The sequence below is a fragment of the Ewingella sp. AOP8-B2-18 genome (assembly GCF_052376015.1).
Lineage (GTDB): Bacteria > Pseudomonadota > Gammaproteobacteria > Enterobacterales > Enterobacteriaceae > Ewingella > Ewingella allii.
In genome coordinates, this window is record NZ_JBQSVB010000008.1 from 1 (window position 1) to 24,089 (window position 24,089).

Sequence of the window (24,089 nt, forward strand, 5' to 3'; positions counted from 1 at the left end):
AACAGCCTTATGATCATTAAATTCCTACCAAACACCTTCAATCAAGTCTAAGGAACCCTGCGCGATGATGACCCTAAAACGAAAAGAAAGTATCAATGAGGTGGATTGGCAGGCGTTGGTCGAGCTGATTGATACCGCCGGTCTAGGTCTACGTGAGTTGGGCGATTTAGAAAATGCCTTTCGCCACAGCGCTTTCTGCTGGTTTGGCTATGAACAGGGCAAGCTTATTGCTGTGGCGAGAGCAATCAGTGATATGACTTGGTGCAGCTATCTTTCCGACGTAGCGGTGGCACCTCATCAGCAGGGCAAAGGTTATGGTCGGCAGCTCATGGAGGCGGTGCGAGAAGAGTTGCTGCCCTTCGGCAAGATCTTCATCTATGCCGCGCCGGATAAAATAGGTTTTTACCAGAGTCTCGACTTTGAATTACTGTCGACCGGCATGGTCTGCGCCAAGGGTGAAACCCTAGAAAAAATGCAAAAGCAGGGCTATATCAGGTCTGCCTAAAGGCCAAATTATCCTGATTGAAGGGGATAACATAGGTGCAGGAATAATCGATATCGACAATATCGCTGAACGCATACACCCGGCCGTCGCGCAGAATTCCACGGTTAAGGATATGCATCGCTGGCGCGCCTTTCTTACAGCCGAGCAGCTCGGCCTGCACTTTATTAACTATCACGGCGTCGTAATGGGTGAGGGAGTGGGAAATCTGATAGCCCTTGCCCAGCACATATTGTTGAATAGAACTCTCAATCACCCTCTGGTTTAAATCGGTAAACAGGCTGAAGGGCATTCTGGCCTGTTCAATCTGCACGTTGTGCTGATTCACCGCGCGCAGCCGGGTAAAAGCCCAAATAAAGTCATCCGCCGTCAGGCCAAAAATCTGCTGCTCTTCCTTGTCCGGGCGGCGTTTGTGCAGATTAAGCATGCGAAAGCTAATTTCAGCGAATTTCTTCTCGGTGATGGAGTTGTAAACCAACGGATTACTACTGATGCCGGGATTAATAAAAATCCCAGAACCCTGAACCACCCGCACCGCGCCGATATCCACCAGCTTCTCCAACGCCTTGCGGATGGTGAAGCGAGAAGCGCCGTACTCCTCTGCCAGCTGGCGTTCGGGGGGAAGCTTGGTCGGGCGTTGATCTTCCGGCAGGGCGCTGCGTTGGTAAATTTTACTCAGCAAGTCCTGAGCAATAAAATCCTTCTTTTTCATCAACAACGCCCCGATTTAATCATTCTATTTCGCCAACTTTATCATTAAACAGAGCTTATTTAGCATCATGATGCTGGGTGAAGAGTGCCAGCAGGCTGTGCGGCGCGTCCTCCCCAAAGCACAATTCTAGATTTCGCGCGGCTTCTTCTGCCGCTGCCGCGCTGCGCGGGAAGAGTTCCTTTTCATAGGCGGCCAGCGCCGCTTCTATATCGCCGAGGTGCGCGACGATGGCTTTTGCCAGTTCAGCACCGTCGAACATGGCCAGATTTGCGCCTTCACCGGCGAAGGGCGACATCAGGTGCGCCGCGTCGCCGAGCAGCGTCACGCCTGGAACCCGTTGCCACTGATGCTCCACAGGCAGTACGGAAATGGCACGTACCACGGCGTCTTCTTCGCTGTCGGTGATAAGTGCAGTAAGCTCCGGTGCCCAGTCGGCGAACTCGGCGGCCACCTGCGCCTTAGCGCTCTGCGGAACGGAAAAATCAACAGTAGCGAGCCAAGCCTCAGGCTGTCTCAGGGCCGCGTAGGCATGTAGCGTGCCATTACCTTCACAGTGCGCCAGAATGCCCCGGTTTGGTTCGAGAGCAAACAGAGTTCCGCCGCCCACGGCTGCCGCACTTTCCGGGTGATCCTCATTAGCATTGTGCAGGTAGGTTTCAATGAAGGTCACTCCGGCATAGCTTGGCTTGGCGGGGGAGAGGAGAGGGCGGACCTTCGACCATGCGCCGTCAGCACCCACCAGAATATCCGTCACCAACGTCGAGCCATTGGCGAAGGTCAGCTGATGCTGCCCAGAGCCTAGCGGCGCGACTGACGTGACTTTATGCCCCCAGCGGATCATGCCCTCAGGCAGTGAATCCAGCAGCAACTTACGCAAATCGCCGCGATGCACTTCTGGCCTGCCACCATCGCCATCGTCCGGCTCATCAAGCAGCACCTTGCCGTGTTTATCCAGCACGCGCGTTGCCTGAGCACCACGCTGGATAATGGCCTGAAACTGCTCGAAAAGCCCCGCAGCCTGAAGCGCAAGCTGGCCATTATAGTCGTGAATATCCAGCAAACCGCCCTGCGAACGCGCATCGGCAGAGGCTTCGGCTTCAAAAACGGTGGCGTTAATGCCGTGCAGATGAAGAACCCGGGCCAGCATTAAGCCTCCCAGACCTGCGCCCACGATGGCGATTGATTGGTTCATTCTGGGTCCTTTGCAGCTAATGGCAATTGTATTAACTGGTTGTTAGCATCGCTGTTTTTCAAGCAAAAATCAGCAGAATCTTATTATGTGGGGAGATGACGTGGGATTGTACTACTCTATAGAAAAGGCCACATTTTTATGTGGCCTTTATTTAAAGGTAACTATGGATATTAGTAATGTGGGCAACCAGAGGTAATAGCTGGTGGGTTGCAAAGTTTAGGGGCGGGACTTCCCCAGCTTGGTCTCATTGGAACTTGTGGCATTTGCACATTAACGCTTCCATGTTTATAAGCTCCTTGAATTACTGTTTGTAAGGCTCCACCAGCACCGCCAGCTAAAGCACCCATCGGGCCACCTATGAGACCCATTCCGGCGCCCCAAGCAATATTACTAGAAATGTCATTTAATAATTGTGAGTTCGCATTGTTAATATCGGATTGTGCTCCAGATATAACATTAAGTTGGGACCATTCTAACTCTTTCATTTTCTCACCTTTTTATATAAATAAAGTAGTGTAATGTTAAATGCTAACGACACTAGAAGTGTTCCTAAAAAATCGAACAAAAAAACCTTCCATAATAATGGGTTGTTATTAAAAAAAAGAACTGTAAGGGGATGGAAGAAACAAATAACAAAGGTCGCAAACAAAAGGAAAAAAAAGCAATTGATGTTGCTAAGATTCTTCCCTCTGGTTTTGAGAAATATAACATAAGACATAATACAGATAAAAAAAGACGAAAAATTAAATCCTAATGAGTCCATGAAATAGATCCTTAAGAAAATTATCCCTTGTTCTTTTAATACCTCAAATTCTTATTATACTCAATATTTATTTTTTATTATTTTGATGAATGAATTTATTTATTCCATTAGTTAAATAAATATATAAATAAAAATACGATTAATTAATCGTCAGGCGGATTACCCGCATTGAGCATTCTCTCGAACACCTTATAGGCCTCGGTTTTGGATTCATAGGCGCGTTTTGTTTTTTCATCATTCACCCACGCAAAAACAATCGCTTTGTGTTTATCACTACAACGAAAAAATAAGCGATATTGCTGAAGGAATTTAGCGCGAAACCAATGCTTGTTTTCTGGCCCTAAGGTACTTCCCTGCCTGAATTGTGCGCCCAGTGGGTCTGAAGCCACGCGCTCGATGACTTGCATAATTGCCGCCAGCAATTTCGTCGGGCGCTTGTTAAAATAATCATGCGGATTAGACGCTTTGAGCGCGTTGACTTCCTGCCGAAGTTTTAAAATTTGCTCGGTAAAACACGCATTAAAATAAATTTTCCAGCCATTAATTTCTAAAGATTCCACTGCAATCTCCCACTAATCGTCCGTAAGTGGCGCGTCCAAATCAATCTCAACGCCAGCAGTGAGTTCCTTAATGTCAGACCACAACGCCTCCGGCACAGCATGGATATGCTGCGGATTTTTCGCCATGTCGTTTTCAAGGAATGCCAGGAATTGAGCCACGACAGGATCGTCCTGATTGTCGTCCTTTCTTGATAAGATAACTTGCCCGCCGGGCAACAGGGAATACTCGATGTGTTCACCGGCTTTCAGATTCAGTGCATCACGAATCGACGCAGGGATCGTGGTCTGGCTACGTTCGGTAAGTCGAGACTCAGCACGCAGAGACACGTCAGCCATTTTCAAAGTCACCATGTTTCGTTCTCCCGCTCTCAAAGATCCGCAAGGTTGTTGGTTAAAGCATGGTCAAAGTGTAATGCACTTGCATTGTACAATGCAAACGCATTACCTTGAAATTGCTTAGTTACAACATACTAATACGTGGAAGAATTTCCTGTAAGTGCAACCTGTAAGTTTAGCGGCTGAAATAGCGCCAGAGCCCCTTTGGAGCAAGCTTTAGCAGGGCGGATGTGTTGGCGAGGCGTGGGCAGTGACTTAGCGAATAATCAGCTAAATAATTACGTAATGATCATTACGTAATTTATTGACGCTTGGCCCTGAATGCCGTTTCATAGCCCCGATATCTAGCTTCCCTCACTTTAAAACCTTCAGGATCCTTTTATGACTGAGTGCACTTCCCTGGACGCCCAGCCTAACGCTTCTGCATTTAAACGATGGTTGAGTGTTATCTCGCTCGGCTTCGGCACCTTTGTTTTGATTAACACTGAATTCTTGCCTATAGGCTTACTGACCCCCATTGCGCATTCGCTGAATGTCAGCGAGGGGCGGGCAGGGCTGGCGGTGATGCTGCCGGGGCTGGCGGCCGCAGCCTCGGCGCTCCTGTTGATACTGTTTTCCCGCCAGCTGAATCGCCGCACTCTGCTGTTGTTCTTGTCTGCGCTGGTGATTTTCTCTAACGCGGCGGCGATGCTCGCACCCTCTTTTGGAGTTTTGCTGATCGGTCGTATCATTTTGGGAGTCGCCGTTGGGGGATTTTGGTCTTTTGCCATTCCTGCGGGCCGCCGCCTAGTGCCTGAAGAGCAGGGAGCAAGAGCCACTTCGCTGATTTCGGCGGGCGTGGCGGTGGGGACTGTCGCCGGGGTGCCCGCTGGGGCATTTATCGGCGATATTCTTGGCTGGCGGATGGCATTTACCCTCAATACGGTGTTGGCCATCGGAGTCTTTCTGCTGCAATGGGCGACGCTGCCCTCGCTCCCGGCCAGACAGTCGATAAAAGCCAGCACCCTATTTAGCGTGGCGAAGATCTCCGGCGTGCGTTATGGGCTGATCATCGCGCTGTTCATGGCCGCCGCGCAGTTCTCGGCTTATACCTACCTCGAGCCGTGGCTGCGTTTTCAGCTCGGGTTATCGGCGTCAGATCTCTCTCTATTACTCATGGCTTATGGTCTTGCGGGACTGGTCGGGACTTTCCTGACGGAAGTGATGGTGAAGAGCGTCGGCGTGAAGCACACGCTTTTGGCCTGTTTGCTACTCATGGGTGTGGCGGTGGTCGGCGCTTCCCAGCTTAGCGACAGCGCGCTGACGGCATCCTTCCTGATTGTTATGTGGGGGCTGGCGTTTGGCGCTATGCCAGTATGTTTGAATATCTGGGTTTATCAGGCCGCGCCTGAGCAGTTTGAAACCGGATCCTCATTGATCGTATTTATTTTCCAGATTTCACTGGCGAGCGGCGCGTTCTTCGGCGGCGTGCTGGCTGACAGTATCGGCACCAGCAGTGCCTTTATGCTCGGCGGAGTTCTTGCCCTGCTGGCCTCGGTCATTGTGCTTTTCACCCGGCCGCGGCCCGCCGTGCGGGTCTGATAGGTCGCTGCTTGCTGCGTCAGGGGGCATCTTTTAGAATCGGAGTTATGAACACAGATAAATCTTCCACATTAAAGAAACGCGGCAGACCTAAGTCTTTCGATCGCGAAGCCGTGCTGGAGCAGGCCATGCGCCTGTTCTGGCTGCATGGCTATGAAACGACGTCGATGGCCGAACTGCTTGAGGCGATGAAAATCACCACGCCGAGCGTCTACAGCACCTTTGGAGATAAAGAGCGGCTGTTTCTTGAGTCGGTGGATCGCTATATCAAAGGGCCGGGCAATTATCAGGTGGAAGCCTGTAAAGAAGTCACCGCCAAGGCCGCCATTGAGCGCATTTTACGGCAAGCCGCCGAGCGATATGTCAGCCCAGGAAACCCGCCGGGCTGCATGCTGGTGGTCTCGACGGTGAATTCCTGCCCGTCCACCTCGCCAGTGCAAAGGGCTGTTAAGGCCGCGCGCTTTGAAACCGAATGCGCTCTCAGAGGCCGCATAGAGCTGGGAGTGGTCGACGGCGATGTGCCGAAAACTGCCGATCCCGCCGCCTTAGCCAGCTTCTTCAGTACCCTGCTGAATGGCATGTCGATCAAAGCCAAAGAGGGCGCGTCGAAAGAGGCCATGATGGCGCTGGTCGACAATGCTATGCGCGTTTGGCCCGAGTAAACTGCTGCTCAGTGATAGTGCTTCCCCACTGATCGCCTTGCCACTCTTTCGCCAGTTCAAAGCCAAAGGACTCATATAAACGCCTAGCGGCGGTGAGTTTGTTGAATGTCCACAGCTGTACCGCCGGGAAACCTTGTTCATCGCAGAATTGCATCGCGGCGGCAATCAACTTTCTACCCGCGCCGCTGCCGCGACAGCCGTCATCAAGAATGAACCAGCGCAGGTGGGCATCGTCATTCGCCAGATCTTCACCATCAATCGCCACCGAGCCGACAATGCGTCCATTTTGCATCGCCAGCCAAATCTGATTGCCCGGCTTATCCAGACGTCCGGTAAAATCCGCCAGACCCGCCGCCACTTTGGCTTCAAAAAAGCTGCCGAAATTATGTTCTCTGGCGTAATAACTGCCGTGCATTTCAGTGATGCGGCCAATCATTCCGGGCTGGTAGCCACAAATGACTTTTACCTGATCTTTGCTTTCCGGCTCGCTCTCTTGGCGACAGGCTTTTAGCGCCTCGACATAAAATCTCAACCCTTGTGAGACGGTCTGCTGCTGGTGGGGATTCATCTTTTGCAGGGCGGCGATCACCTGTTGGCTGCCGTAACTATTGATTTTTTCGACGGTTTTCCTGCCCTGCGCCGTCAGGGTAAGCTGCTTGATCCTCGCGTCGTCGGTAGATGGCGTTTCTTCCAGCTCACCGGCGCTCACCAGCTTAGTCAGCATGCGGCTGACGCTCGACTTCTCAAGCCCTAAAATCTGCACCAGCTGCGCCGCCGTCATGGAGCCATGGTTTTCCACTTCGAGCAGGGTGTGGACCACCGACGGGGAGTATTGGGTGGCGGCCAGCGTGTTATGCATAAAACCCAACTCTCGCACCATTTTGCGGGAAGCAACGCGGATTTCTTCAACTATTTTGGGGGCTGAACTCATGGAAATCGATCTCTGAAATATGGTTGTATTATACAACCATATAGCAAAGGAGTCGTCAATATCGTTTGGGAATGTCTCACCTAAAGGCTATTGCAAATCGCACTCGGCGAATTTGAAAATCTTTTACCGTGCAATTTTTTACAATCCAGCTCCTTTTAGCCGCGCCATACTCAGGTTTGCAGTTAAAAAATCACCTATAAAAACCAGAGGAACATCGCATGACGCGCATTTTAAGCCGGACTCAACCTGAACTTATCACCTGTGAAAGCCCAATCTTGCACACCGGCGAAGATGAAAAAGGGCGCTATTTTGTGGTCGAGCAGACGGTTTTTTATCCTCAGGGAGGCGGGCAGATGTCGGATCACGGCAGTGTGACCCAGCATGGCCAAAGCCATTTGGTGCGCCAGGCGCTGAATCATGGCGAGGAAGTGCACCATTACTTGGTAGATCCCCAAGTCAGTCTCGACATCGGTCAGCTCGCGACCTTAACTATTGACGCTGAGTTCCGCCGCAGGGCGTCGCTGGCCCATACGGCAGGGCATTTAATTGCCCACGTGGTGGAAACTCTGATGCCCTCTTTGGTGCCAGCCAAGGGCCACCACTTTTTGCCGGGTGCCTATGTGGAATTCACTGGAAACAGTACCTTAGCCGCCGATCAGCTGCTGGAGCAGGTGCGCAGCAAGGTGGCGGAGGCAATTGAGCAGGATTTGCCGGTTACCATTGAAAGTATGTCTTTTGATGAAATCGCCCGCCTGCGGCCAGAGCTGGCGGGGTCTATTCCGCAAAACGAAGAGATGCGCATTGTGCGTCTGGGCGACTATGTGCCGGTAGCCTGTGGTGGCACACATGCCGCCACCACCCAGGCATTACGGGGGTTGGAACTGCGAAAAATCAAAGCTAAAGAGCGGATTAAAATCAGTTACGAATTTGCCTGAACACCCGTGCGGCTTGGCTTTTAGGCGTCTTTTAGTGGCTGGTGGTGAGTGTTTCTAATGCGGCTCAGGCTGACAACAATGGCCAGAGCCGTGGCTATCACCGCCACCCACAAACTGAAATGAATCGCCTGAGCTTCATGCGCCGCGTCGCTCAGTGAAATCGACAAAATAACGCCTACCAGTGCCGTTCCCAGACACTGCCCGAAGGTGCGCATAATCGCCAACACGCCAGAGGCGTAGCCACTGTTTTCGCGCGAGGCGTTGGCCAGCATTTCGCGGTTATTGGGGCTTTGGAAGCAGCCAAACCCGATGCCACATATCAGACTGCGCAAACAGATATCCCACATCGCCGCCTGTTCTGGCAGCAAAGAGAGCAGAATCAGTCCCAGCGCAAATATCCCCAGCCCAATGGTTGAAATTACCGCCGGGGAATGGCGGTCGGCCAGCCTCCCGGCGTGCGGCGCGGCGAGGATAATGCCAATCGGCCACGGGGTGAAAAGCAGGGCCGAGGTAAAGGCGCTATAGCCATAAACGTTTTGGAACAGAAACGGCAGGGCGACGAAGGTGATGCCCTGACTGACAAAGGACGCCAACGAGGTAAGCGCCGCCAGAGAAAAGCGCGATGAGGCGAACATGCCTAGAGGCAGCAGAGGCTTGGGCGCGCGGCGCTGACGCCAGACAAAGGCTATCCCGGCCACAATGGCGGCCACGGCGTAGGCCAAAGCGTCCAGCAGAGTTTGCGATGAAAAATGGCCGTTGTCCGCATGGGAAAAGCTATTCGCGGCCATGATCAGCGCGCCGAGCGTGATGGCAGACAGCGCCCCTCCGGCGACATCAAAGGGATGGCGAACCGTGCTGGTTTTGCCCGGCACCACGCGCAAAGCCAGAAGCAGCGCCACGACGCCCAGTGGGATATTAATCGCAAATAGCCATTGCCAGCTTAGCGCGGCGAGGATGGTGCCGCCGAGCATCGGGGCAACGGCCGTACTGGCGGCGATCAGCAGGGCATTCGCGCCCAGCACTCTTCCCAGCAGGCGATTAGGGAACACGGTGCGCAAAATGGCCGGGCCGATACTCAAGGTGGCGGCGCCGCCAATCCCCTGTAGCAGCCGCATAGCGATCAGCATGTCCAGCGAGGAAGAGAACACGCAGCCCACCGACGCCAGCGTGAACAGGATCAGGCCGCCGCTGAACAGGGCGCGAAAGCCAATATGGCTGCCGAGGGCGGCGAAGATAGCCAGCGACATCGCCGCAGACAGCAGGTAGCCATTCGATACCCAAACGGCGGCGGCGGCGGAAACCTCGAGCGAGCGCGCGATTTGCGGCAGGGCGATATTGACCATCGAGCCGTCGAACACCACCATCGCCGCCATGGTCATCACGGTTAGCATAGCGAAGAAACGGTCGCGGCCGGGCAGGCCGTCGTCACCGGGTCGGTTGGAGAATAATTCCATAAATAGCCTTTACCACTCGTATTAAGTTGTCGATGAAGCAAATATACTCGTCGCTGAGATAAGGCGGAAGGCGCAGCATTTGCACTTATAACCTGCACCAGACGCCTTCTCACTTTGACTGACTCTGGAGTAAAACGCGCGTCATGACTGAACCCGATCTCAATTTACTTATCGCCCTCGACGTGCTGCTTAATGAAGTCAGCGTCGCCGCCGCCGCTCGCCGCCTGAGTCTCAGCGCCTCGGCGATGAGCCGCACCCTCAGCCGCCTGCGTGCCGTCACCGGCGACCCGCTGCTAGTAAGGGCCGGACGGCAGATGGTGCTCACGCCCTACGCCGAAGAGATCCGCGAACGCGCGCAAAACGCCGCGTTGGAAGCCCGCGCCGTGCTGCGCCCTGCGGCCACCGCGCTCAATGTTGCCACGCTAAAGCGTACCTTTACTCTACGCTCCAATGACGGTTTTATTACCGCGTTCGGCGCGGCGCTGATTGCCGCTGCCGCCGCAGAAGCGCCGGGTGTCTGTCTGCGCTTTCTGCCTAAGCCGGAGAAAAGCGCCAAACCGCTGCGGGAAGGGCGGGTAGATTTAGAAATTGGCGTGCTGGGCGAAATGGGGCCGGAGATCCGTTTGCAGACGCTATTTCGCGATAAGTTTGTCGGCGTGGTGCGCAAAGGCCACCCGCTGGCCCAAGAGGAGAAGATGAGCGTGGCGCGCTATGCCTCTTTCGGTCATGTTTTGGTGTCGCGCCGCGAAGGCATCACCGGGCCGGTGGATCAGGCCTTAACCGAACTAGGCTTTACCCGCAAAATTGCCGCCGTGGTGCCGGGCTTCTCCGCCGCGCTGGCGATTGCTCAGTCCTCAGACCTGGTGGCTCACGTCCCGGCATCATTCCTGATTAATCAGTCCGTTAATCAAACTGACGGCCAGCTCGCCAAACTCTGCTCTTTCCCACTGCCGGTGCAAACGCGAGAAATCACTATCTCGCAGATGTGGCACCCGAGATCTGAAGTGGATCCCGCCCATCGCTGGCTGCGGCAGCTGGTGCTCAACGTTTGTCGGCGACTGGCTCCCGGCTGATTCTCACCGCCGAAGTATTTAATTTATACCCTTGAATTTACAGGCTGAAAGTCTGAAAAAAGTCTCGCATTTTTAATGCATAGGTTATGTCTTTTTCTTATTTGCCAGCGAGGGCGGGGTTTGAAAAACTCACGCCACAAAACTAGCCCGACGGGCACCTTCATTTTGGTTGTTTTTTATAGTTTAAGGAAAGACATTGTCTATGCGCACCTCTCTCAAACACGCGGTAAAAGCTTCTTTATTAACAGTTTCTTTGGCAAGCGCGCTGATCCTTAGCGGCTGTGGCCCGAAGAAAGATGACAACCACATCAAAGTCGGCATCAGCGCCGGTATTGACCAGCCGCTGTGGGACACGGTCAAAAAAGTCGCCAAAGAGAAATACAATCTCGACGTGGAAGTCGTCACCTTCACCGATTATGTGCTGCCAAACTCAGCATTGAGCAGCGGCGATATCGACGCCAACTCCTTCCAGCACGGCCCTTATCTGGAAAAACAGATTAAAGAGCGTGGCTATAAACTGGCGGCTGTAGGCAACACCTTCGTTTACCCAATCGCAGGCTATTCGCGCAAAATCAAATCCGTCTCCGAGCTGAAAGACGGCGCGCAGGTTGCCGTGCCAAATGACCCCACCAATCTGGGACGCTCTCTATTGCTGTTGCAAAAACAGGGTTTGATTAAGCTGAAGGATAACGTGGGCTTACTGCCGACTTCTCTGGATATCGTCGAGAACCCAAAACACCTGAAAATTGTTGAAATTGAAGCGCCGCAGCTGACCCGCGCCATCGACGACGACAAAATCGACCTGGCCATCATCAACACCAACTACTCAAGCCAAGTCGGCCTGACGCCAGCTAAGAATGGCCTGTTTGTTGAAGATAAAAACTCACCTTACGTGAACATTATTGTGGCGCGTGAGGACAATAAAGACAGCCAGAAGGTGAAGGATTTGGTTAAGGCTTATCAAACTGATGAAGTTGCCGCTGCCGCCGACAAGATTTATCACGGTGATGCAGTAAAAGGTTGGTGATGATTGTGGAATCCTGAGATTTCAGGATTCCATGATACTTATTGATTTATCTGACTATATAACTAGTAGTGAGAAGGCGCGACGCCGAAAGCCCAGCGGAACGCGCGGTTGAAATGGCTTTGATCATAAAAACCCACTGCGGACGCGATGTCCGCAATGCTTCTTCCTGATTGCCCCAACAGGCTACAGGCCACTTCCAGCCGCAGGCGTTTCAGCCAGGCATAAGGCGTCATGCCGGTGTGTTTGCTGAAACAGCGCAGAAACTGAAATCGATTCAACCCGCACAACGCCGCCAGCTCGCTCAGTGAAATTTTCTCCGCCAGATGCGCGTGGCAGTAAGCTTCAATCTCTCCCCACTGGCGTCTCGACAGGCCCTGCTGCGTCTCCACCGGCCTCGTGACTTTTAGCTGAATAAACAGCGGCTCGAGCGCGGCCAAATATTGCTCGTCAAACGAATGCCCTGCCGTATCACTCTTTTGCGCCATCAGTTGATGAAGTACAGATAGGTGCTTACTGAGATCCGGCGCTTCAATAATTCCCGCGCCGACGGCCAATGGCCGGTGGCGGCCAGAAAACTCTTCCGCCAGATTATTGAGCAAAGCAGGAGCAACGCGGAAGGTGCGCAGGGTATAGGCATTATTGTTTTCCGGCGTGCCGGTGTGGATCTCGCCGGGCGGCATAATTGAGATACGCCCGGCGCCCAGCAGCCCGGTTTGCCCTGAGAACTTTTGCCGCTGCGCGCCTTCGCTGATCAAGCCAATGTGGTAATCCAGATGGAAGTGCGGCTCAAAGCTGAAATCGGTGAAGTGCGCCTCACCCAGCACCATGCCCGGAATATCCTCCGGGCGGTAGTAACGCACTTGCTCAGGCTTACTCACCGATTGAGCCATGACGGTTAGGCCGGTTTTTGAGCCAGCAGAGTGGCGAAACGCATTTTGTAGCGATTGCCGTTGGCGTCGCGTTTGTGCAGTTCGCCGACGTCTTCGTTGTACTTCACAATGTTCCAACCTTGATAGTAATCACACAGCTCGTTGGGCTGGAAGCTGAAGGGGAAAGGCAGCGGGCAAGGGTAGTCCGGGCTATCCATGGCGGCCACAATTAGGTTGTAGCCCCCCGGTTGGGTGCTGGCGTGCATATCGGCAATGATATTCGGAATGCTGCTGCGCTCTAAGAACATCATCACTACGGTGGAGAGAATAAAATCATACTCGCCGCTAAAACGATGGGCATTGAGATTAATTTCCGCCGTCTCAATCCCTTGCAGAGATTCTGCCTTAATGATCTCATTGAGTTTGGCAATGCTCAGCGAGTTGAAGTCCCACGCGGTGACGCTTGAGCCTTTAAGATTGAGATACAGCGAGTTGCGACCACTGCCGCAGCCTAAATCTAACACCTTGCCCGGCGGAACATGTTGGGCAGCAAAAATAACTTCGGAGTGCGTGCGGGTCAGGCCATATTTTTCGGCGTAGTAATCTTCTGCTGCTAGCTGGTTGGACATCATGCTTTCCTTTGTCTCTTAATCCTCAGAATGCCGCCATTATCCTCCGAAAGCCGCGCATTTCCCCGAAGTTTTTGTTTATCGCTATTCAGACTTAATCAACCTGCCACCCGGCGTTGTAAAAAGTCGATAAAAGCCCGCACTTTTTCCGGTACGTGGCGGGTGTTGGGGTAGAGGGCATAAATTCCCTGAGCCGGAAAACGGTGATCGGGTAGCAGATGAGTCAGCTTTTTAGTGACAATGTCACTTTCAACCAGCCATACGGGCAGCAGCGCGATACCCGCGCCGTTAAGGGCGAAGGCTAATAAAGAGGAGGCGCTGTCGGCCATCAGCATCGGGCTTTGTCCGGCGTTGAACAGCACGCTTTCACCCGTTGGGGTCAGCACTTGCCAGGTTAGCGGGGTGTTCAGGCGACTATGGGCAATCCATCGTGCCTGCTCTAGCTGGGTTAAATCCGCGATGTTGCCGCCCCATTGCTGTAAATAGTCCGGAGAAGCGACGGGGAGAATATCAAAACGGTCGATCAGCGCTGCGTGGTGGCTGGAGTCCGCCAACTGCCCGAGGCGAATAGCCACGTCAAAACGGCCAGAAATCAGGTCGTCGTGATTCGACGAAGAGACGTGCTGAATGCGCAGTTGCGGGTGAAGCAGGGAGAAAGCCGCCAGAGCCGGAACCACCACGCGCGCGCCATATTCCGGCGTGGTGGTGATGCGCAGCAAACCTTGCAGGCCAGAGTGATCGCGGCGTACGTCGTCGAGCACGCTTTCGGCGTCTTGCAGCAGTTGTAGGCAGCGCAGGTAAAATCGCTCTCCGGCGTCGGTCATGGCAATGCGCCGGGTGCTGCGGGTTAGCAGGGCGACACCCAGTTCGTTTTCCAGCTGCTTAATGTTGAAACTGACCACGGCTTTAGTCAGGCCGAGGTTATTGGCCGCGGCGGTAAAACTGCCCGCCGCCACGACGGCAACGTACATTTCAAGGCGCTGTAAATTCAGCATGATTTCTCACCTAACCGGCATTATTGTCAAAGTTATTTTGACAGTGTAACGCCGGTAAGCCAATTTATCTCGGCCAGTTAAAGCTCTAGACTGCACGCTTTCCTGCTTTATATTCTGAGAACTTCATGACTTACCGGATGCGCGTCGCCAGCGTCTACCTGCTGGGCTTTTTTGTCGATCTGATCAATATGTTTATCGCTAACGTGGCCTATCCGGACATTGGCCGCCACTTCGACGCCCCCGTCAGCCTGCTGGCTTGGGTCAGCAATGGCTACATTCTTGGCCTGACGTTGATTATTCCTCTCAGCCGCTGGCTGGCTCAGTGCATCGGCGCTAAGCGACTGTTTATCATCTCATTATTGATCTTTATTCTTGGCTCATGCGGCGCGGGATTGTCAAATTCCATGGCGCAGCTGATTGGCTGGCGTGTGGTGCAAGGTCTTGGTGGGGGCCTGCTGATCCCCCTCGGCCAGACGCTGACTTATGCCCTTTACCCGAGTCACCAGCGAGCCAAGCTTTCGTCCGTGATCATGCTGGTGGGGTTGATGGCTCCGGCATTATCCCCGGCAGTTGGGGGGATGATTGTCGACAGTCTGAGCTGGCGCTGGGTGTTTTTTGCCTCACTGCCACTGGCGGTTGTGGCGCTAATTCTGGCAGCCTGCTGGTTAAAACCTGAAACCGAGAAAGTCGCCGCCGGGCATTTCGACGGGCGAGGTTTGCTGATGCTGTGCGGCGCTTTGACCCTGATTTTACTCGGCCTAACCTATCTGGGGGATGGCCAGCAGATGCTGTTCGGCGGCGGGTTGCTGCTAGCGGGAGCCTTGCTAATGGCGGCTTATGTGCTTTACTCGCTGCGTTTACCTCAGCCGCTGCTCAATTTGCGACTGGTGCAGGATCCGCTGCTGCGCATTTCGATGATTATCTATCAGTTCATTCCCGGGCTGTTTACCGGCGTCAGTCTGGTCGCCATGCTCTATCTGCAAGACCAGCTCAAAATGCATGCGGCGCAGGTGGGGATTTTGATGCTGCCCTGGTCGCTGGCTTCTTTTATTGCCATTAGCCTCACGGGGAAAACCTTCAACAAGCTGGGGCCGCGCCCGCTGTTTATTGTTGGCTGTCTGGTACAGGGGATGGGCATTGCGACGCTGACGCAGATCAGCGGCGCGACGGATATCGGCCTGCAACTTACCGCCTTCGCGCTGATGGGCTTTGGCAGCAGTTTGTGCAGCAGCACGGCGCAAAGCACGGCGTTTATCCAGATTGAAGACCGCCAGTTGGCCGACGCCAGCGCGCTGTGGAACATCAACCGCCAGCTGAGTTTTTGCCTCGGCGTAACCCTGCTTAGCCTGTTACTCAACCTTTTGCTCAGCTACTCGGGCCTGAGTGCTGAACGCGCCTACCAATTCTGCTTTGTGCTGGCCGCCCTCAGCGTCTTTATTCCCATTGCGCTGTGTTGTCGAATCGCCAATCGCAGCCTTGTTAACACCTTAAATCAGGAGTCAACGTGAACCGTTATTTTCAGGAAGTGCTTGATGCACATGACTTAATCGCCAGCTGGTTGGGTAATGCTAACTCCCCGCAAACCACCTACGACCAGCTTCTGGGCCGCTTCAGCCCGCAATATTCGATGGTGACATTGAGTGGCCATGTATTGGATTTTGAGAAGTTATGCGGATTTTTCCAATCGCAGCATGGCGCAAAAATCGGCCTTCAAATTGAAATCGAACAGATGAAGTTGTTGGCAGAAAGCGCCGACGGCGGAGTGGTTAGCTATCAGGAGCGCCAGCAGCTTCCCGGCCAGAACGCCACGCTGCGCTACTCGACCGTGGTGTTTTCAGCCGATGCGGATGGCAAAGTGATCTGGCGACATTTACACGAAACCGCCGCCGCAAAGGGATAAGCCGGACTATCATTTAAACAGCGAAAGGTCCGCATTTCGGGCCTTTATTGTTTGTCCACCAGGCGCAGATTGCGCTGATTGATGATGCGGTGCAGGTTAGTTTCCACCCAGTCCGTTAGCCCAGTGAGCTGTGTTTGTACCTCAACGCCTAACGGGGTCAGGCTGTATTCCACGTGGGGCGGCACCACGGGGTAGGAGATGCGATCCACAAAACCGTCGGTTTCCAGCGTCTGTAAAGTCTGCGCCAGCATCTTCTCACTAACTCCGTTGATTTTACGGCGTAATTCGCTGAAACGCTGGGTTCCGTCGCTTAAGGCGATCAGCACTAAAACGCCCCAGCGGCTGGTGATGTGGCTGAGAATTTCGCGGGACGGGCAGTCGGCGCTCATCACTTCGCCCCGGCGAAGACGCTCTCCGAGGATGTTCTCCATGACCTGTTCTTCAGCCGTTTCGACCGGCAATGATGTTAATTTCATACTAACCTTTTTGTACGTACTTACGAAAAGTTAGTATATCGCATAGGATGTCTTTCACGGACGCGATATTCAGACTGTTTCGTCATAAGACGACCGTCCAATCGAACCTAATTCACTTTCGGAGAAACATCATGATCGCTATTACCGGTGCTACCGGCCAACTCGGCCGCCTTGTTATCGCAGCATTGTTGAAGAAAGTCCCCGCGAACCAGATCGTCGCGGCAGTGCGCAGCCCTGCAAAAGCCAAAGACCTGTCTGACCTTGGCGTCGATGTGCGTCAGGCGGATTACACCCAGCCCGAAACGCTGGAAAGTGCCTTCAAAGGTGTGGAAAAAGTGCTGCTAATTTCTTCTAACGAAGTGGGCCAGCGCGAGGCTCAGCATCAGGCGGTGATTGACGCGGCCAAACGCGCCGGGGTGAAATTGATTGCCTATACCAGCTTGCTGCACGCCGACACGACCAAACTGGGATTGGGCACCGAGCACCGCGCGACCGAGGCGGCACTCAAAGCCTCTGGCGTGCCTGCGGTGATTTTGCGCAACGGCTGGTATACCGAAAACTACGCCGCGAGTATTGCTCCGGCTCTGGCTCACAATGCGTTTATCGGCGCAGTTGACGAAGGCCGCATCTCTTCAGCAGCTCGTGAAGACTATGCCGAAGCCGCGGCGGCGGTATTGCAGTTGGAAAATCAGGGCGGGAAAATCTACGAGCTGGCTGGCGATGAAAGCTACACATTGGCCGAGTTCTCCGCCGAGATTGCGCGCCAGTCGGGCAAAAAAGTCGACTACGTTAATCTGTCGCAAGATGAGTTCGCCAAAGCGCTGCTTGGCGCAGGCCTGCCGGAAGGTTTCGCCAATATGCTGGCTGATTCAGACGCCGGTGCGGCGAAGGGTGGCCTGTTTGACGACAGCAAAACCCTGAGCAAACTGATTGGGCATAAAACCACGCCTTATCAAGATGTTATTGCGGTGACCTTAAAGTCTCTTTAAGTTCTGGACAGGTTGAAACCGGCGCTCTGGGTCAATAGCGCCGGTTTTTTATTGGCGTTTTAACAGTAAACCCAAGACAAAAATTCCTCCTAGTCCGGCAGTGATAATGCCAATCGGCAGCTCCTGTGGTGCAATCAGTAACCTGCTCAGCAGGTCGCCGCCCGACATTAAAATGGCACCAAACAGTGCCACTACCGGCAGCAATAAACGATGGCGAACCCCACACAGCGGCCGCGCCAGGTGGGGCACCATCAAGCCAACAAAGCCAATCACCCCCGTCAAAGAGACCAACAAAGAGGTCGCCAGCGCGCAGCCGAGGAAGATTTCAATCCGCAGGCGGGTGAGGTTTATCCCCAGAGAAATCGCGGTTTGTTCTCCTGCCAGCAGGGCATCTAGCCAGCGCCAGCGTAGCGCGACTACCGCAAACAGCAGTGCGACGGCGGCCAGAGCAAAGCCAATGTTGTCCCATCGCGCCAGCCCTAATCCGCCCAGCGACCAAAATAGCACCGAACCTGCCGCGCGCTGATCGCCCGAGAAAACCAGATAGTTGGTCAGTGCGCCAAACAGGAAAGAGATCGCCAGGCCGCTGATCACCAGCTTTTCCGCCCCTTTGGCGCGTTGCAGCATAAACAGCAACATCACCGAAACCGCAGAAAGAATGCCGCCCGCGAAGGCCGAAATCGGCAAACCCCACGCACCCAGTTTATCGCCATAACGGGTGATCACCGCCACGGCTCCGGCGGACGCTCCCGAAGATAGCCCGAACAAAAAAGGGTCGGCCAGTGCATTGCGGGTAGTGGTTTGCAGCAAGGCTCCCACCATCGCCAGGCCGGCTCCGGTCAGCGCCGCCAGTAAACTTCGCGGCAGGCGCAGCTCAAACACGATGCGATGGATCATGTCAGGAACCGGGGCGTGATAAAGCCCCAGCGAGGACAAAACCTGCGAAATCGGCAGGGAAACGCTCCCCGCCGCGACGCCCAGCAGCATCAGTAATATCAGCGTGAACAGGCTCAGCGCAATAATCAAAAAGTAGCGAAAACGACCCATTTTCAACGCTTTGTGTCCGTGTAAAGCACCTTGGCGAGTTTTTCCACTGCGTCAATATTCGCCGGACCCGGCGTCAATTCGCTGTACTGCAACTTCACATAGCGATGATTTTTAACCGCGGGCGTCTCCTTCATTAATGGGTGAGATTCGAGGAAATGCGGTAAGGCCGCCGCGCCGCCGCCGGTCTGGTAATCCAGCAACACAATCACATCCGGCTCTTGGGTTGCCACGCTCTCCCATGAGGTGGTGGTCCAACTGGCGTCCAGATTGTCCATAATGTTTTTACCCCCGGCGGCTTCAATAATTGCCGTCGGCATGGCGTATTTCCCGCTGGTGAAGGGCTTGTCCTCGCCGGAGTCATACACAAAAACTTTTAGCGTTTTCTGTTTACCTATCTTCTGTTGCACGGCTGCGACGCGAGCTTTCCAGCCATCGACCAATTTTTGCGCCTCTTCGCGTTTGCCGAAAATTTCGCCCAGCTTCAACTCGTCGCCATACAGCAAATCCATGCTGGCGCGCGGGCGATGCTTGTCGACAAAAATACAGCTTTCGGTCAGCACCAGCGTTTTCACCCCGTAGTGGGCGAGCGACTGTGGTGTGACGTCGCCGCCCAATTTCATGCCATAGTTCCAACCGGCGAAAAACAGGTCAGGGGCGACGGCAACCAGAGTTTCTAAAGAGGGGTATTTGGCAGCCAGTTCGGGGATATTTCCCTGCTGAATCTTGAATTCAGGCGTCACATTGTACCAGCCGCTAATCCCGGTCACGCCAACGATATGGCTTTGCAAACCCAAAGCAAAAGCCATTTCCGACATATTTAAATCGTTGATCACGGCGCGCTGCGGGGCCTGAGTAAAAGTCAGCGGCTGGCCGCAGCTGTCCACCGTAACCGGGAAGCCGCTGGCAAAGGTCAAACTGGAGAACAGTAAACCGGGCAACAGAAAGGCGAGTTTTTTCATGAGGTTGTCCTAGAGAAAAGTAAAACATTAAGCGCACAAAGGCGCTTCAAAAATGCGTAAAGGATGGCCGGTAATAGGGTGGGTGACAGTGTAACTTTCCATGCCGAACACGCGGTTTATTATTTGAGCAGACAGCGCGATTTTGGGATAACCCCAGATCACCAGCCTGCCTTTTTGCAACACCACGACGCGATCGGCGAAAGGTTCGATAAGAGGCAAATCATGCAGCACGGCGATGGTCGAAATTCCCTTGCTGCGCACCAGCGACAAAAGCGTCGCGCGGCTTAATGGGTCGAGATGATTGGTCGGTTCATCGAGCAGCAACAATTGCGGAGTTTGGGCAAAAGCGCGAGCCAAGGCGGCGCGCTGTTTTTCTCCGCCGGAGAGTGACCCGATCAGTCGATGTCGCAAATGTTCCAGTTTGGTATCCACCAGTGCGCGCTCAATACAACGCCGATGATGAAGGGGCGTGCAGCAGTGGTGATGGGGAATGCGGCCGAGGGCGACATAGTCTTCAACCAGCAGTCGCGGATCGGGCGGATCGTCCTGCGCCACAATCGCAATATGCTTGGCGCGCTCTTGCCGCGAGAAGCCGGCCAACGCCTGACCGTTGAGCAAAATGCTTCCTTCGCTTGGCACGAGTTCGCTGGTCAGGGCGCGAAGTAAAGTCGATTTACCACTGCCATTCGGCCCGATCACCGCTAAACATTCCCCTGCGTCGAGCTGGAAATTTACTCCGCTAATTAACAGGTTATTGCGCTGCGTGCAGATACTTAGGCCTTCAATGCTAAGAACGTTGGGAGTGGACATGGCAATAGGTTCGTCAAAAAATGATATTGATATGTTATGTTATGTTATAACATATCAATACGAAGTGAAATCAAAATAAATTGGCATTTTTGGGGCTATGATCGCCAAAAGCCTTGGGTAAATTGATGCAGCTGAGCTGCCTAATATTGGCGATTCGCATTCTCAGTGACTCCAGACTTAATAGGTCTGGAGTCACAAAGGTTTTGCCTCGGTTTACTGAAGTTGTTATAACTGCGCACCGGACTTTTGCCTGTAGAAATTACCTGAATGAACCAAGCCGTGACAGAACCCGACATCGCCGCCGATCAGGTTGGCCGCCATGTGATCCTTTTTCTTAACCAGATCAAGAATGCGCCGCTGACCGAGCTGGATAATATGGAAGAAGAGGGGAACGCCACCGTCGAGCAGGTGATGAAAGTGTGGATCAGACTGTCGCTGATGATCACCCGCCGTCGCCCGGAAATTGCGATTTCTTCTCTGCTCAAACACGTGCTGCCGATGATTGGTTCGCTGCCGCTGAATAAAGTGACGCGCCTGCGGCTCAACCGGCTATTTAACGCGCTGCTGGCCGATGGAAAAATTGCCGAAGCCAAGCGCGTTTTTGCTCTGTGCAAACAGTTTATGAGCTGGGCGGAAACCCAAGGTTATATCGAACATTCTCCGATTGGCTCGATGAAACGGCGAGACGTCGGCGGGCGAAATACGCCGCCAAGAGAGCGATCGTTGACCGACGCAGAAATCTGGATTTTCTGGCATGGTCTTGATTTATGGGATATTTCAGAGCAATGCCGCTGGGCTTTGCGCCTCTGCTTACTCACCGCCAGGCGCCCTGACGAAGTGGTTCGCGCACGCAAAGACGAGTTTCATTTAACCATTGGTTTGTGGCGTCAGGGGCAGAGAAATAAGTCCCACCGTGACCACAGTTTACCCCTTACCGCAATGATGACTCGCTGCGTCAATGCCCTGTTGGAAGCCAGTCCGGCCGACAGTCCGTGGCTGGTGCCTTCGCCTTCGGACCCGCAAAAACCTTTATCGCGCGGGGCGATCACCCAGGCTTTGCGCAGAATGGTCCGCGCAGAAAGAGGGCTGGGCATCGAGGCTTTCACCACTCGTGATTTGCGCCGAACGGCCCGATCCAAGCTTGCCTCCCTCAATATCGCCAACGACGTGGCGCGTAAAATCATGAATCACTCGCTGGAAGGCATCGACCGCGTCTACGACACCCACGACTATTTGCCACAAATGAAACAGGCGCTAGAAGCCCTGTCAGCAGACATCGAACGGATAATTTCCAGCGATTCCTACCAAAGCCTCCACCACCGTTATCAAGGCGAATCGCTGCAAATTAGCGAAAGATCGCTGCTGTTTATGGTGAGTTAATTTTTGTCGGCTGAATTTAAAGTGTGACAGAATTTCTCATGAAACCGGTATGAAATGAATTAATGCTAGACTTTGCTCTGTACTTTGCATGGTCAGAGAACGGAGAGAATAATAATGAATTTAACAAAAACGACGACCACCGGGTTGCCTGCGCCGACACAGACTCTGTATTTAAGTGGTCGCAGTTCAGAGGAAAAACGACAGGAGATCCTCAACTATTTTCAGCAGACTTGGGCGCTGTATGAGCGTCTTTTCGACTGTCTGGACGACGAGCGCGCCTACTTCAACAAGGCCATTTCCCTGCGCCACCCGCTGATTTTCTACTTCGGCCATACCGCCACTTTCTACATTAATAAGCTGATGGCCGCGGGGCTGATTAAGCAGCGCGTTGATGATGAAATTGAAGCCATGCTGGCAATCGGCGTGGATGAAATGAGTTGGGACGACCTTGATAACAGTCACTACAGCTGGCCGAGCGTGGCGCAGTTGCGAGATTATCGTGGCAAGGTTCGCTCATTAATTACTCAGTTTATCAAAGAGATGCCCCTTGAATTGCCTTTGGACTGGGAAAGCCCGGCGTGGGTGATTTTGATGGGTATCGAGCATGAACGCATTCACCTCGAAACCTCCAGCGTGTTGATTCGCCAGTTGCCGATCGAGTGGGTGAAGCCGCAAGCGCACTGGCCTGTCTGTCCTCAATCGAGAACCGAACGCGGCGAAGTTCCGGCGAACTCATTGGTTTCGCAAAAAGGTGGCGAGATCACTTTGGGCAAAACGGATGATACTTACGGCTGGGATAACGAATATGGTTCGTTCAAGACCGAGGTAAAACCTTTTAAAGCCAGCAAAATGCTGGTCAGCAATGCCGAGTTCTTTGAGTTTATTCAGGCCGGTGGTTATCAAAATAACGACTGGTGGGACGAAGAAGGGCAAGGGTGGCGCGATTTTGCGCAGGCAGTCTGCCCGACATTTTGGGTGGGCGATCTCGCCTCGCCTGAATCTTTGATGCTGCGCCTGATGGCGGAAGAGATCCCCATGCCGTGGGACTGGCCTGCCGAGGTAAATCAGCTGGAAGCTGCCGCGTTCTGCCGCTGGAAGGCGGATGAAACTGGTAAGTCTATCCAGTTGCCGACCGAGGCCGAATGGTACGTTTTACGCGACCAGGTTGAGGGCGACCAGCCAGACTGGCAACAGGCGCCGGGCAATATTAATCTGGCGTGGTGGGCCTCTTCCTGCCCGGTAGACCAGTTCCCGCAAGGGGATTTTTACGACGTGGTCGGCAATGTCTGGCAGTGGACGACCACGCCAATTGGCGGTTTTTCGGGTTTCCGCGTCCACCCGCTATATGACGATTTTTCTACGCCAACCTTTGATGGCAAGCATTCGATCATCAAGGGCGGCAGCTGGATTTCTACCGGCAATGAAGCCTTGCGCTCGTCGCGCTACGCCTTCCGTCGGCATTTCTTCCAACACGCGGGTTTCCGCTATGTGGTGTCTACTCATCAGGAAAAACAGATTGTGAATCCGTACGAAACTGACACCTTAGTGTCGCAATACCTTGATTTCCAATACGGTAAGTCTTATTTCGGCGTGGATAACTATGCCTGCGCATTGGTCGCCATCGCTGAAAAACTCTGTGATAAACGCCAGCGCGCTTTGGATATCGGCTGCGCCACCGGTCGCGCCAGCTTTGAGCTGGCCCGCACGTTTGACCAGGTCACCGGTCTGGACTATTCGGCGCGCTTCATTGACGTGGCACTGTCGCTGGCCGCCGGGGAAGAGCTGCGCTATTTGATTCAGGAAGAGGGCGAGCTGATGGAGTACTGTCACGCTCGTTTATCGGATGTCGGGCTAAGTGCTGAGCTGGCTGCAAAGGTGCGCTTCTCGCAGGGCGACGCCTGTAACCTTAAGCCGCAGAAAGAGCCTTACGATCTGGTGTTGGCGTCCAATTTGATTGACCGCCTGCGCGAGCCGAAGCGTTTCTTGCGTGACGTTGTCACTATGATCCGTCCCGGCGGCATTCTGATGCTCTCTTCGCCATACACCTGGCTGGAAGAGTTTACGCCGAAGGAGAATTGGCTGGGGGGCGTGCGTGAGAATGGCGAAGCCCTGACCACTCACCAAGCCTTGCAGCGCCTGCTGTCGAGTGACTTTGAAGAAGCGCAGCCGCCAATGGATGTGCCTTTTGTGATCCGCGAGACGGCGCGTAAATATCAGCACACCGTGGCCCAGTTAACGGTTTGGCGTAAGAAGTAACTTTGCAATAAAAAACGCTGCAATAAAAAAGCGCAGCCCGGAGTGATTTCG

At 53.7% G+C, this 24,089-nt stretch carries 26 protein-coding genes; 12 read left to right on the top strand and 14 right to left on the bottom strand.

Annotated elements, in window-relative coordinates; translation table 11 throughout:
* The first annotated feature begins 64 nt into the window (after positions 1–64).
* A complete protein-coding gene (locus tag ACT3RR_RS15770; RefSeq protein ID WP_496200659.1) occupies positions 65–505 on the top strand; it encodes a GNAT family N-acetyltransferase in 441 nt (146 codons plus the stop codon).
* On the opposite strand, the gene ACT3RR_RS15775 is transcribed toward ACT3RR_RS15770, so the two are convergent.
* From ACT3RR_RS15775 to ACT3RR_RS15785, 3 genes are all read right to left on the bottom strand, one after another.
* Positions 492–1,214, bottom strand: coding sequence for a GntR family transcriptional regulator (locus ACT3RR_RS15775; RefSeq protein ID WP_496200660.1), 723 nt, complete (start codon positions 1,212–1,214; stop codon positions 492–494). The genes ACT3RR_RS15770 and ACT3RR_RS15775 overlap by 14 nt on opposite strands.
* A 55-nt stretch (positions 1,215–1,269) precedes the next feature.
* Positions 1,270–2,406, bottom strand: coding sequence for an FAD-dependent oxidoreductase (locus ACT3RR_RS15780; protein ID WP_496200661.1), 1,137 nt, complete (start codon positions 2,404–2,406; stop codon positions 1,270–1,272).
* A gap of 170 nt (positions 2,407–2,576) precedes the next feature.
* On the bottom strand, positions 2,577–2,891 hold the full coding sequence (locus tag ACT3RR_RS15785; protein WP_353504229.1) for an E492 group microcin: 315 nt from the start codon (positions 2,889–2,891) through the stop codon (positions 2,577–2,579).
* A 131-nt stretch (positions 2,892–3,022) separates the two neighbouring features.
* On the opposite strand from ACT3RR_RS15785, the gene ACT3RR_RS15790 reads away from it, so the two are divergent.
* Positions 3,023–3,160 (top strand): hypothetical protein, encoded by a 138-nt coding sequence (locus tag ACT3RR_RS15790; RefSeq protein WP_353504228.1) that lies wholly within the window; start codon positions 3,023–3,025, stop codon positions 3,158–3,160.
* A gap of 152 nt (positions 3,161–3,312) precedes the next feature.
* Here ACT3RR_RS15790 and ACT3RR_RS15795 read toward each other — a convergent pair whose 3' ends face one another.
* Positions 3,313–3,729, bottom strand: a complete 417-nt coding sequence (locus ACT3RR_RS15795; protein WP_353504227.1) for a type II toxin-antitoxin system YhaV family toxin — start codon at positions 3,727–3,729, stop codon at positions 3,313–3,315.
* A gap of 12 nt (positions 3,730–3,741) precedes the next feature.
* Entirely contained in the window at positions 3,742–4,080 is a 339-nt protein-coding gene (locus tag ACT3RR_RS15800) for a type II toxin-antitoxin system PrlF family antitoxin (protein ID WP_441655923.1), read from the bottom strand.
* Between the two features lie 366 nt (positions 4,081–4,446).
* Here ACT3RR_RS15800 and ACT3RR_RS15805 point away from each other — a divergent pair, with 366 nt between their 5' ends.
* Complete coding sequence (locus tag ACT3RR_RS15805) at positions 4,447–5,646, top strand: MFS transporter (protein WP_353504225.1); 1,200 nt, start codon at positions 4,447–4,449, stop codon at positions 5,644–5,646.
* A 47-nt stretch (positions 5,647–5,693) separates the two neighbouring features.
* Entirely contained in the window at positions 5,694–6,308 is a 615-nt protein-coding gene (locus ACT3RR_RS15810; protein ID WP_496200662.1) for a TetR/AcrR family transcriptional regulator, read from the top strand.
* Here the strand turns inward: ACT3RR_RS15810 and ACT3RR_RS15815 are convergent.
* The gene (locus ACT3RR_RS15815) at positions 6,286–7,239 is read right to left on the bottom strand and encodes a bifunctional helix-turn-helix transcriptional regulator/GNAT family N-acetyltransferase (RefSeq protein ID WP_496200663.1); all 954 of its coding nucleotides are present in this window, start codon (positions 7,237–7,239) and stop codon (positions 6,286–6,288) included. The genes ACT3RR_RS15810 and ACT3RR_RS15815 overlap by 23 nt on opposite strands.
* 218 nt (positions 7,240–7,457) lie before the next feature.
* Between ACT3RR_RS15815 and ACT3RR_RS15820 the strand changes: the two genes are divergently transcribed.
* The gene (locus ACT3RR_RS15820) at positions 7,458–8,174 is read left to right on the top strand and encodes an alanine--tRNA ligase-related protein (RefSeq protein WP_496200664.1); all 717 of its coding nucleotides are present in this window, start codon (positions 7,458–7,460) and stop codon (positions 8,172–8,174) included.
* A gap of 20 nt (positions 8,175–8,194) precedes the next feature.
* On the opposite strand, the gene ACT3RR_RS15825 is transcribed toward ACT3RR_RS15820, so the two are convergent.
* Positions 8,195–9,628: an MFS transporter gene (locus ACT3RR_RS15825; RefSeq protein WP_496200665.1), complete on the bottom strand. Its 1,434-nt coding sequence runs from the start codon at positions 9,626–9,628 to the stop codon at positions 8,195–8,197.
* A gap of 143 nt (positions 9,629–9,771) precedes the next feature.
* On the opposite strand from ACT3RR_RS15825, the gene ACT3RR_RS15830 reads away from it, so the two are divergent.
* Together ACT3RR_RS15830 and metQ are read left to right on the top strand one after the other, a co-directional pair.
* Positions 9,772–10,701 (top strand): LysR family transcriptional regulator, encoded by a 930-nt coding sequence (locus ACT3RR_RS15830; protein ID WP_353504220.1) that lies wholly within the window; start codon positions 9,772–9,774, stop codon positions 10,699–10,701.
* Between the two features lie 202 nt (positions 10,702–10,903).
* Positions 10,904–11,728: a methionine ABC transporter substrate-binding lipoprotein MetQ gene (gene metQ, locus ACT3RR_RS15835; RefSeq protein ID WP_353504219.1), complete on the top strand. Its 825-nt coding sequence runs from the start codon at positions 10,904–10,906 to the stop codon at positions 11,726–11,728.
* 62 nt (positions 11,729–11,790) lie between these two features.
* Here the strand turns inward: metQ and ACT3RR_RS15840 are convergent, their stop codons facing one another.
* From ACT3RR_RS15840 to ACT3RR_RS15850, 3 genes are all read right to left on the bottom strand, one after another.
* Positions 11,791–12,618 (bottom strand): AraC family ligand binding domain-containing protein, encoded by an 828-nt coding sequence (locus ACT3RR_RS15840; RefSeq protein ID WP_485903383.1) that lies wholly within the window; start codon positions 12,616–12,618, stop codon positions 11,791–11,793.
* Between the two features lie 5 nt (positions 12,619–12,623).
* The gene (tehB, locus tag ACT3RR_RS15845; protein WP_496200666.1) at positions 12,624–13,226 is read right to left on the bottom strand and encodes a tellurite resistance methyltransferase TehB; all 603 of its coding nucleotides are present in this window, start codon (positions 13,224–13,226) and stop codon (positions 12,624–12,626) included.
* Between the two features lie 98 nt (positions 13,227–13,324).
* Positions 13,325–14,221: a LysR family transcriptional regulator gene (locus tag ACT3RR_RS15850; RefSeq protein WP_441655924.1), complete on the bottom strand. Its 897-nt coding sequence runs from the start codon at positions 14,219–14,221 to the stop codon at positions 13,325–13,327.
* A 125-nt stretch (positions 14,222–14,346) separates the two neighbouring features.
* On the opposite strand from ACT3RR_RS15850, the gene ACT3RR_RS15855 reads away from it, so the two are divergent.
* Both ACT3RR_RS15855 and ACT3RR_RS15860 read left to right on the top strand, forming a co-directional pair.
* The gene (locus tag ACT3RR_RS15855; protein WP_496200667.1) at positions 14,347–15,729 is read left to right on the top strand and encodes an MFS transporter; all 1,383 of its coding nucleotides are present in this window, start codon (positions 14,347–14,349) and stop codon (positions 15,727–15,729) included.
* Positions 15,726–16,121: a DUF4440 domain-containing protein gene (locus ACT3RR_RS15860; RefSeq protein WP_496200668.1), complete on the top strand. Its 396-nt coding sequence runs from the start codon at positions 15,726–15,728 to the stop codon at positions 16,119–16,121. Before ACT3RR_RS15855 ends, ACT3RR_RS15860 begins: the two co-directional genes overlap by 4 nt.
* A gap of 44 nt (positions 16,122–16,165) precedes the next feature.
* Here ACT3RR_RS15860 and ACT3RR_RS15865 read toward each other — a convergent pair whose 3' ends face one another.
* Positions 16,166–16,552, bottom strand: coding sequence for a winged helix-turn-helix transcriptional regulator (locus ACT3RR_RS15865; protein WP_485903451.1), 387 nt, complete (start codon positions 16,550–16,552; stop codon positions 16,166–16,168).
* 176 nt (positions 16,553–16,728) lie between these two features.
* Here ACT3RR_RS15865 and ACT3RR_RS15870 point away from each other — a divergent pair, with 176 nt between their 5' ends.
* On the top strand, positions 16,729–17,586 hold the full coding sequence (locus ACT3RR_RS15870; RefSeq protein ID WP_485903379.1) for an SDR family oxidoreductase: 858 nt from the start codon (positions 16,729–16,731) through the stop codon (positions 17,584–17,586).
* Between the two features lie 48 nt (positions 17,587–17,634).
* On the opposite strand, the gene ACT3RR_RS15875 is transcribed toward ACT3RR_RS15870, so the two are convergent.
* Genes ACT3RR_RS15875 through ACT3RR_RS15885 form a run of 3 tightly spaced genes read right to left on the bottom strand, consistent with a single transcriptional unit; the run spans position 17,635 to position 20,402 of the window.
* Complete coding sequence (locus ACT3RR_RS15875; RefSeq protein WP_353504213.1) at positions 17,635–18,633, bottom strand: FecCD family ABC transporter permease; 999 nt, start codon at positions 18,631–18,633, stop codon at positions 17,635–17,637.
* Positions 18,634–18,635: 2 nt separating this feature from the next.
* Positions 18,636–19,592, bottom strand: coding sequence for an ABC transporter substrate-binding protein (locus tag ACT3RR_RS15880; protein WP_496200669.1), 957 nt, complete (start codon positions 19,590–19,592; stop codon positions 18,636–18,638).
* Positions 19,593–19,619: 27 nt separating this feature from the next.
* Positions 19,620–20,402 (bottom strand): ABC transporter ATP-binding protein, encoded by a 783-nt coding sequence (locus tag ACT3RR_RS15885; RefSeq protein WP_496200670.1) that lies wholly within the window; start codon positions 20,400–20,402, stop codon positions 19,620–19,622.
* A 267-nt stretch (positions 20,403–20,669) separates the two neighbouring features.
* Between ACT3RR_RS15885 and ACT3RR_RS15890 the strand changes: the two genes are divergently transcribed.
* Together ACT3RR_RS15890 and ovoA are read left to right on the top strand one after the other, a co-directional pair.
* On the top strand, positions 20,670–21,782 hold the full coding sequence (locus ACT3RR_RS15890; RefSeq protein ID WP_496200671.1) for a tyrosine-type recombinase/integrase: 1,113 nt from the start codon (positions 20,670–20,672) through the stop codon (positions 21,780–21,782).
* Between the two features lie 114 nt (positions 21,783–21,896).
* A complete protein-coding gene (gene ovoA / locus ACT3RR_RS15895; protein WP_496200672.1) occupies positions 21,897–24,038 on the top strand; it encodes a 5-histidylcysteine sulfoxide synthase in 2,142 nt (713 codons plus the stop codon).
* Positions 24,039–24,089 lie beyond the last annotated feature (51 nt).

Excerpts from the sequence above, each read along its gene's own strand:
- ACT3RR_RS15830 (WP_353504220.1), top strand. The coding sequence starts at position 9,772 with ATGACTGAACCCGATCTCAATTTACTTATCGCCCTCGACGTGCTGCTT.
- ACT3RR_RS15880 (WP_496200669.1), bottom strand. The coding sequence starts at position 19,592 with ATGAAAAAACTCGCCTTTCTGTTGCCCGGTTTACTGTTCTCCAGTTTG.
- ACT3RR_RS15840 (WP_485903383.1), bottom strand. The coding sequence starts at position 12,618 with ATGGCTCAATCGGTGAGTAAGCCTGAGCAAGTGCGTTACTACCGCCCG.
- tehB (WP_496200666.1), bottom strand. The coding sequence starts at position 13,226 with ATGTCCAACCAGCTAGCAGCAGAAGATTACTACGCCGAAAAATATGGC.
- ACT3RR_RS15825 (WP_496200665.1), bottom strand. The coding sequence starts at position 9,628 with ATGGAATTATTCTCCAACCGACCCGGTGACGACGGCCTGCCCGGCCGC.
- ACT3RR_RS15805 (WP_353504225.1), top strand. The coding sequence starts at position 4,447 with ATGACTGAGTGCACTTCCCTGGACGCCCAGCCTAACGCTTCTGCATTT.
- ACT3RR_RS15885 (WP_496200670.1), bottom strand. The coding sequence starts at position 20,402 with ATGTCCACTCCCAACGTTCTTAGCATTGAAGGCCTAAGTATCTGCACG.
- ACT3RR_RS15870 (WP_485903379.1), top strand. The coding sequence starts at position 16,729 with ATGATCGCTATTACCGGTGCTACCGGCCAACTCGGCCGCCTTGTTATC.
- ACT3RR_RS15875 (WP_353504213.1), bottom strand. The coding sequence starts at position 18,633 with ATGGGTCGTTTTCGCTACTTTTTGATTATTGCGCTGAGCCTGTTCACG.
- ACT3RR_RS15790 (WP_353504228.1), top strand. The coding sequence starts at position 3,023 with ATGGAAGAAACAAATAACAAAGGTCGCAAACAAAAGGAAAAAAAAGCA.
- ACT3RR_RS15850 (WP_441655924.1), bottom strand. The coding sequence starts at position 14,221 with ATGCTGAATTTACAGCGCCTTGAAATGTACGTTGCCGTCGTGGCGGCG.
- ACT3RR_RS15810 (WP_496200662.1), top strand. The coding sequence starts at position 5,694 with ATGAACACAGATAAATCTTCCACATTAAAGAAACGCGGCAGACCTAAG.
- ovoA (WP_496200672.1), top strand. The coding sequence starts at position 21,897 with ATGAATTTAACAAAAACGACGACCACCGGGTTGCCTGCGCCGACACAG.
- ACT3RR_RS15890 (WP_496200671.1), top strand. The coding sequence starts at position 20,670 with ATGAACCAAGCCGTGACAGAACCCGACATCGCCGCCGATCAGGTTGGC.
- ACT3RR_RS15785 (WP_353504229.1), bottom strand. The coding sequence starts at position 2,891 with ATGAAAGAGTTAGAATGGTCCCAACTTAATGTTATATCTGGAGCACAA.
- ACT3RR_RS15855 (WP_496200667.1), top strand. The coding sequence starts at position 14,347 with ATGACTTACCGGATGCGCGTCGCCAGCGTCTACCTGCTGGGCTTTTTT.
- ACT3RR_RS15800 (WP_441655923.1), bottom strand. The coding sequence starts at position 4,080 with ATGGTGACTTTGAAAATGGCTGACGTGTCTCTGCGTGCTGAGTCTCGA.
- ACT3RR_RS15820 (WP_496200664.1), top strand. The coding sequence starts at position 7,458 with ATGACGCGCATTTTAAGCCGGACTCAACCTGAACTTATCACCTGTGAA.
- ACT3RR_RS15775 (WP_496200660.1), bottom strand. The coding sequence starts at position 1,214 with ATGAAAAAGAAGGATTTTATTGCTCAGGACTTGCTGAGTAAAATTTAC.
- metQ (WP_353504219.1), top strand. The coding sequence starts at position 10,904 with ATGCGCACCTCTCTCAAACACGCGGTAAAAGCTTCTTTATTAACAGTT.
- ACT3RR_RS15770 (WP_496200659.1), top strand. The coding sequence starts at position 65 with ATGATGACCCTAAAACGAAAAGAAAGTATCAATGAGGTGGATTGGCAG.
- ACT3RR_RS15815 (WP_496200663.1), bottom strand. The coding sequence starts at position 7,239 with ATGAGTTCAGCCCCCAAAATAGTTGAAGAAATCCGCGTTGCTTCCCGC.
- ACT3RR_RS15865 (WP_485903451.1), bottom strand. The coding sequence starts at position 16,552 with ATGGAGAACATCCTCGGAGAGCGTCTTCGCCGGGGCGAAGTGATGAGC.
- ACT3RR_RS15780 (WP_496200661.1), bottom strand. The coding sequence starts at position 2,406 with ATGAACCAATCAATCGCCATCGTGGGCGCAGGTCTGGGAGGCTTAATG.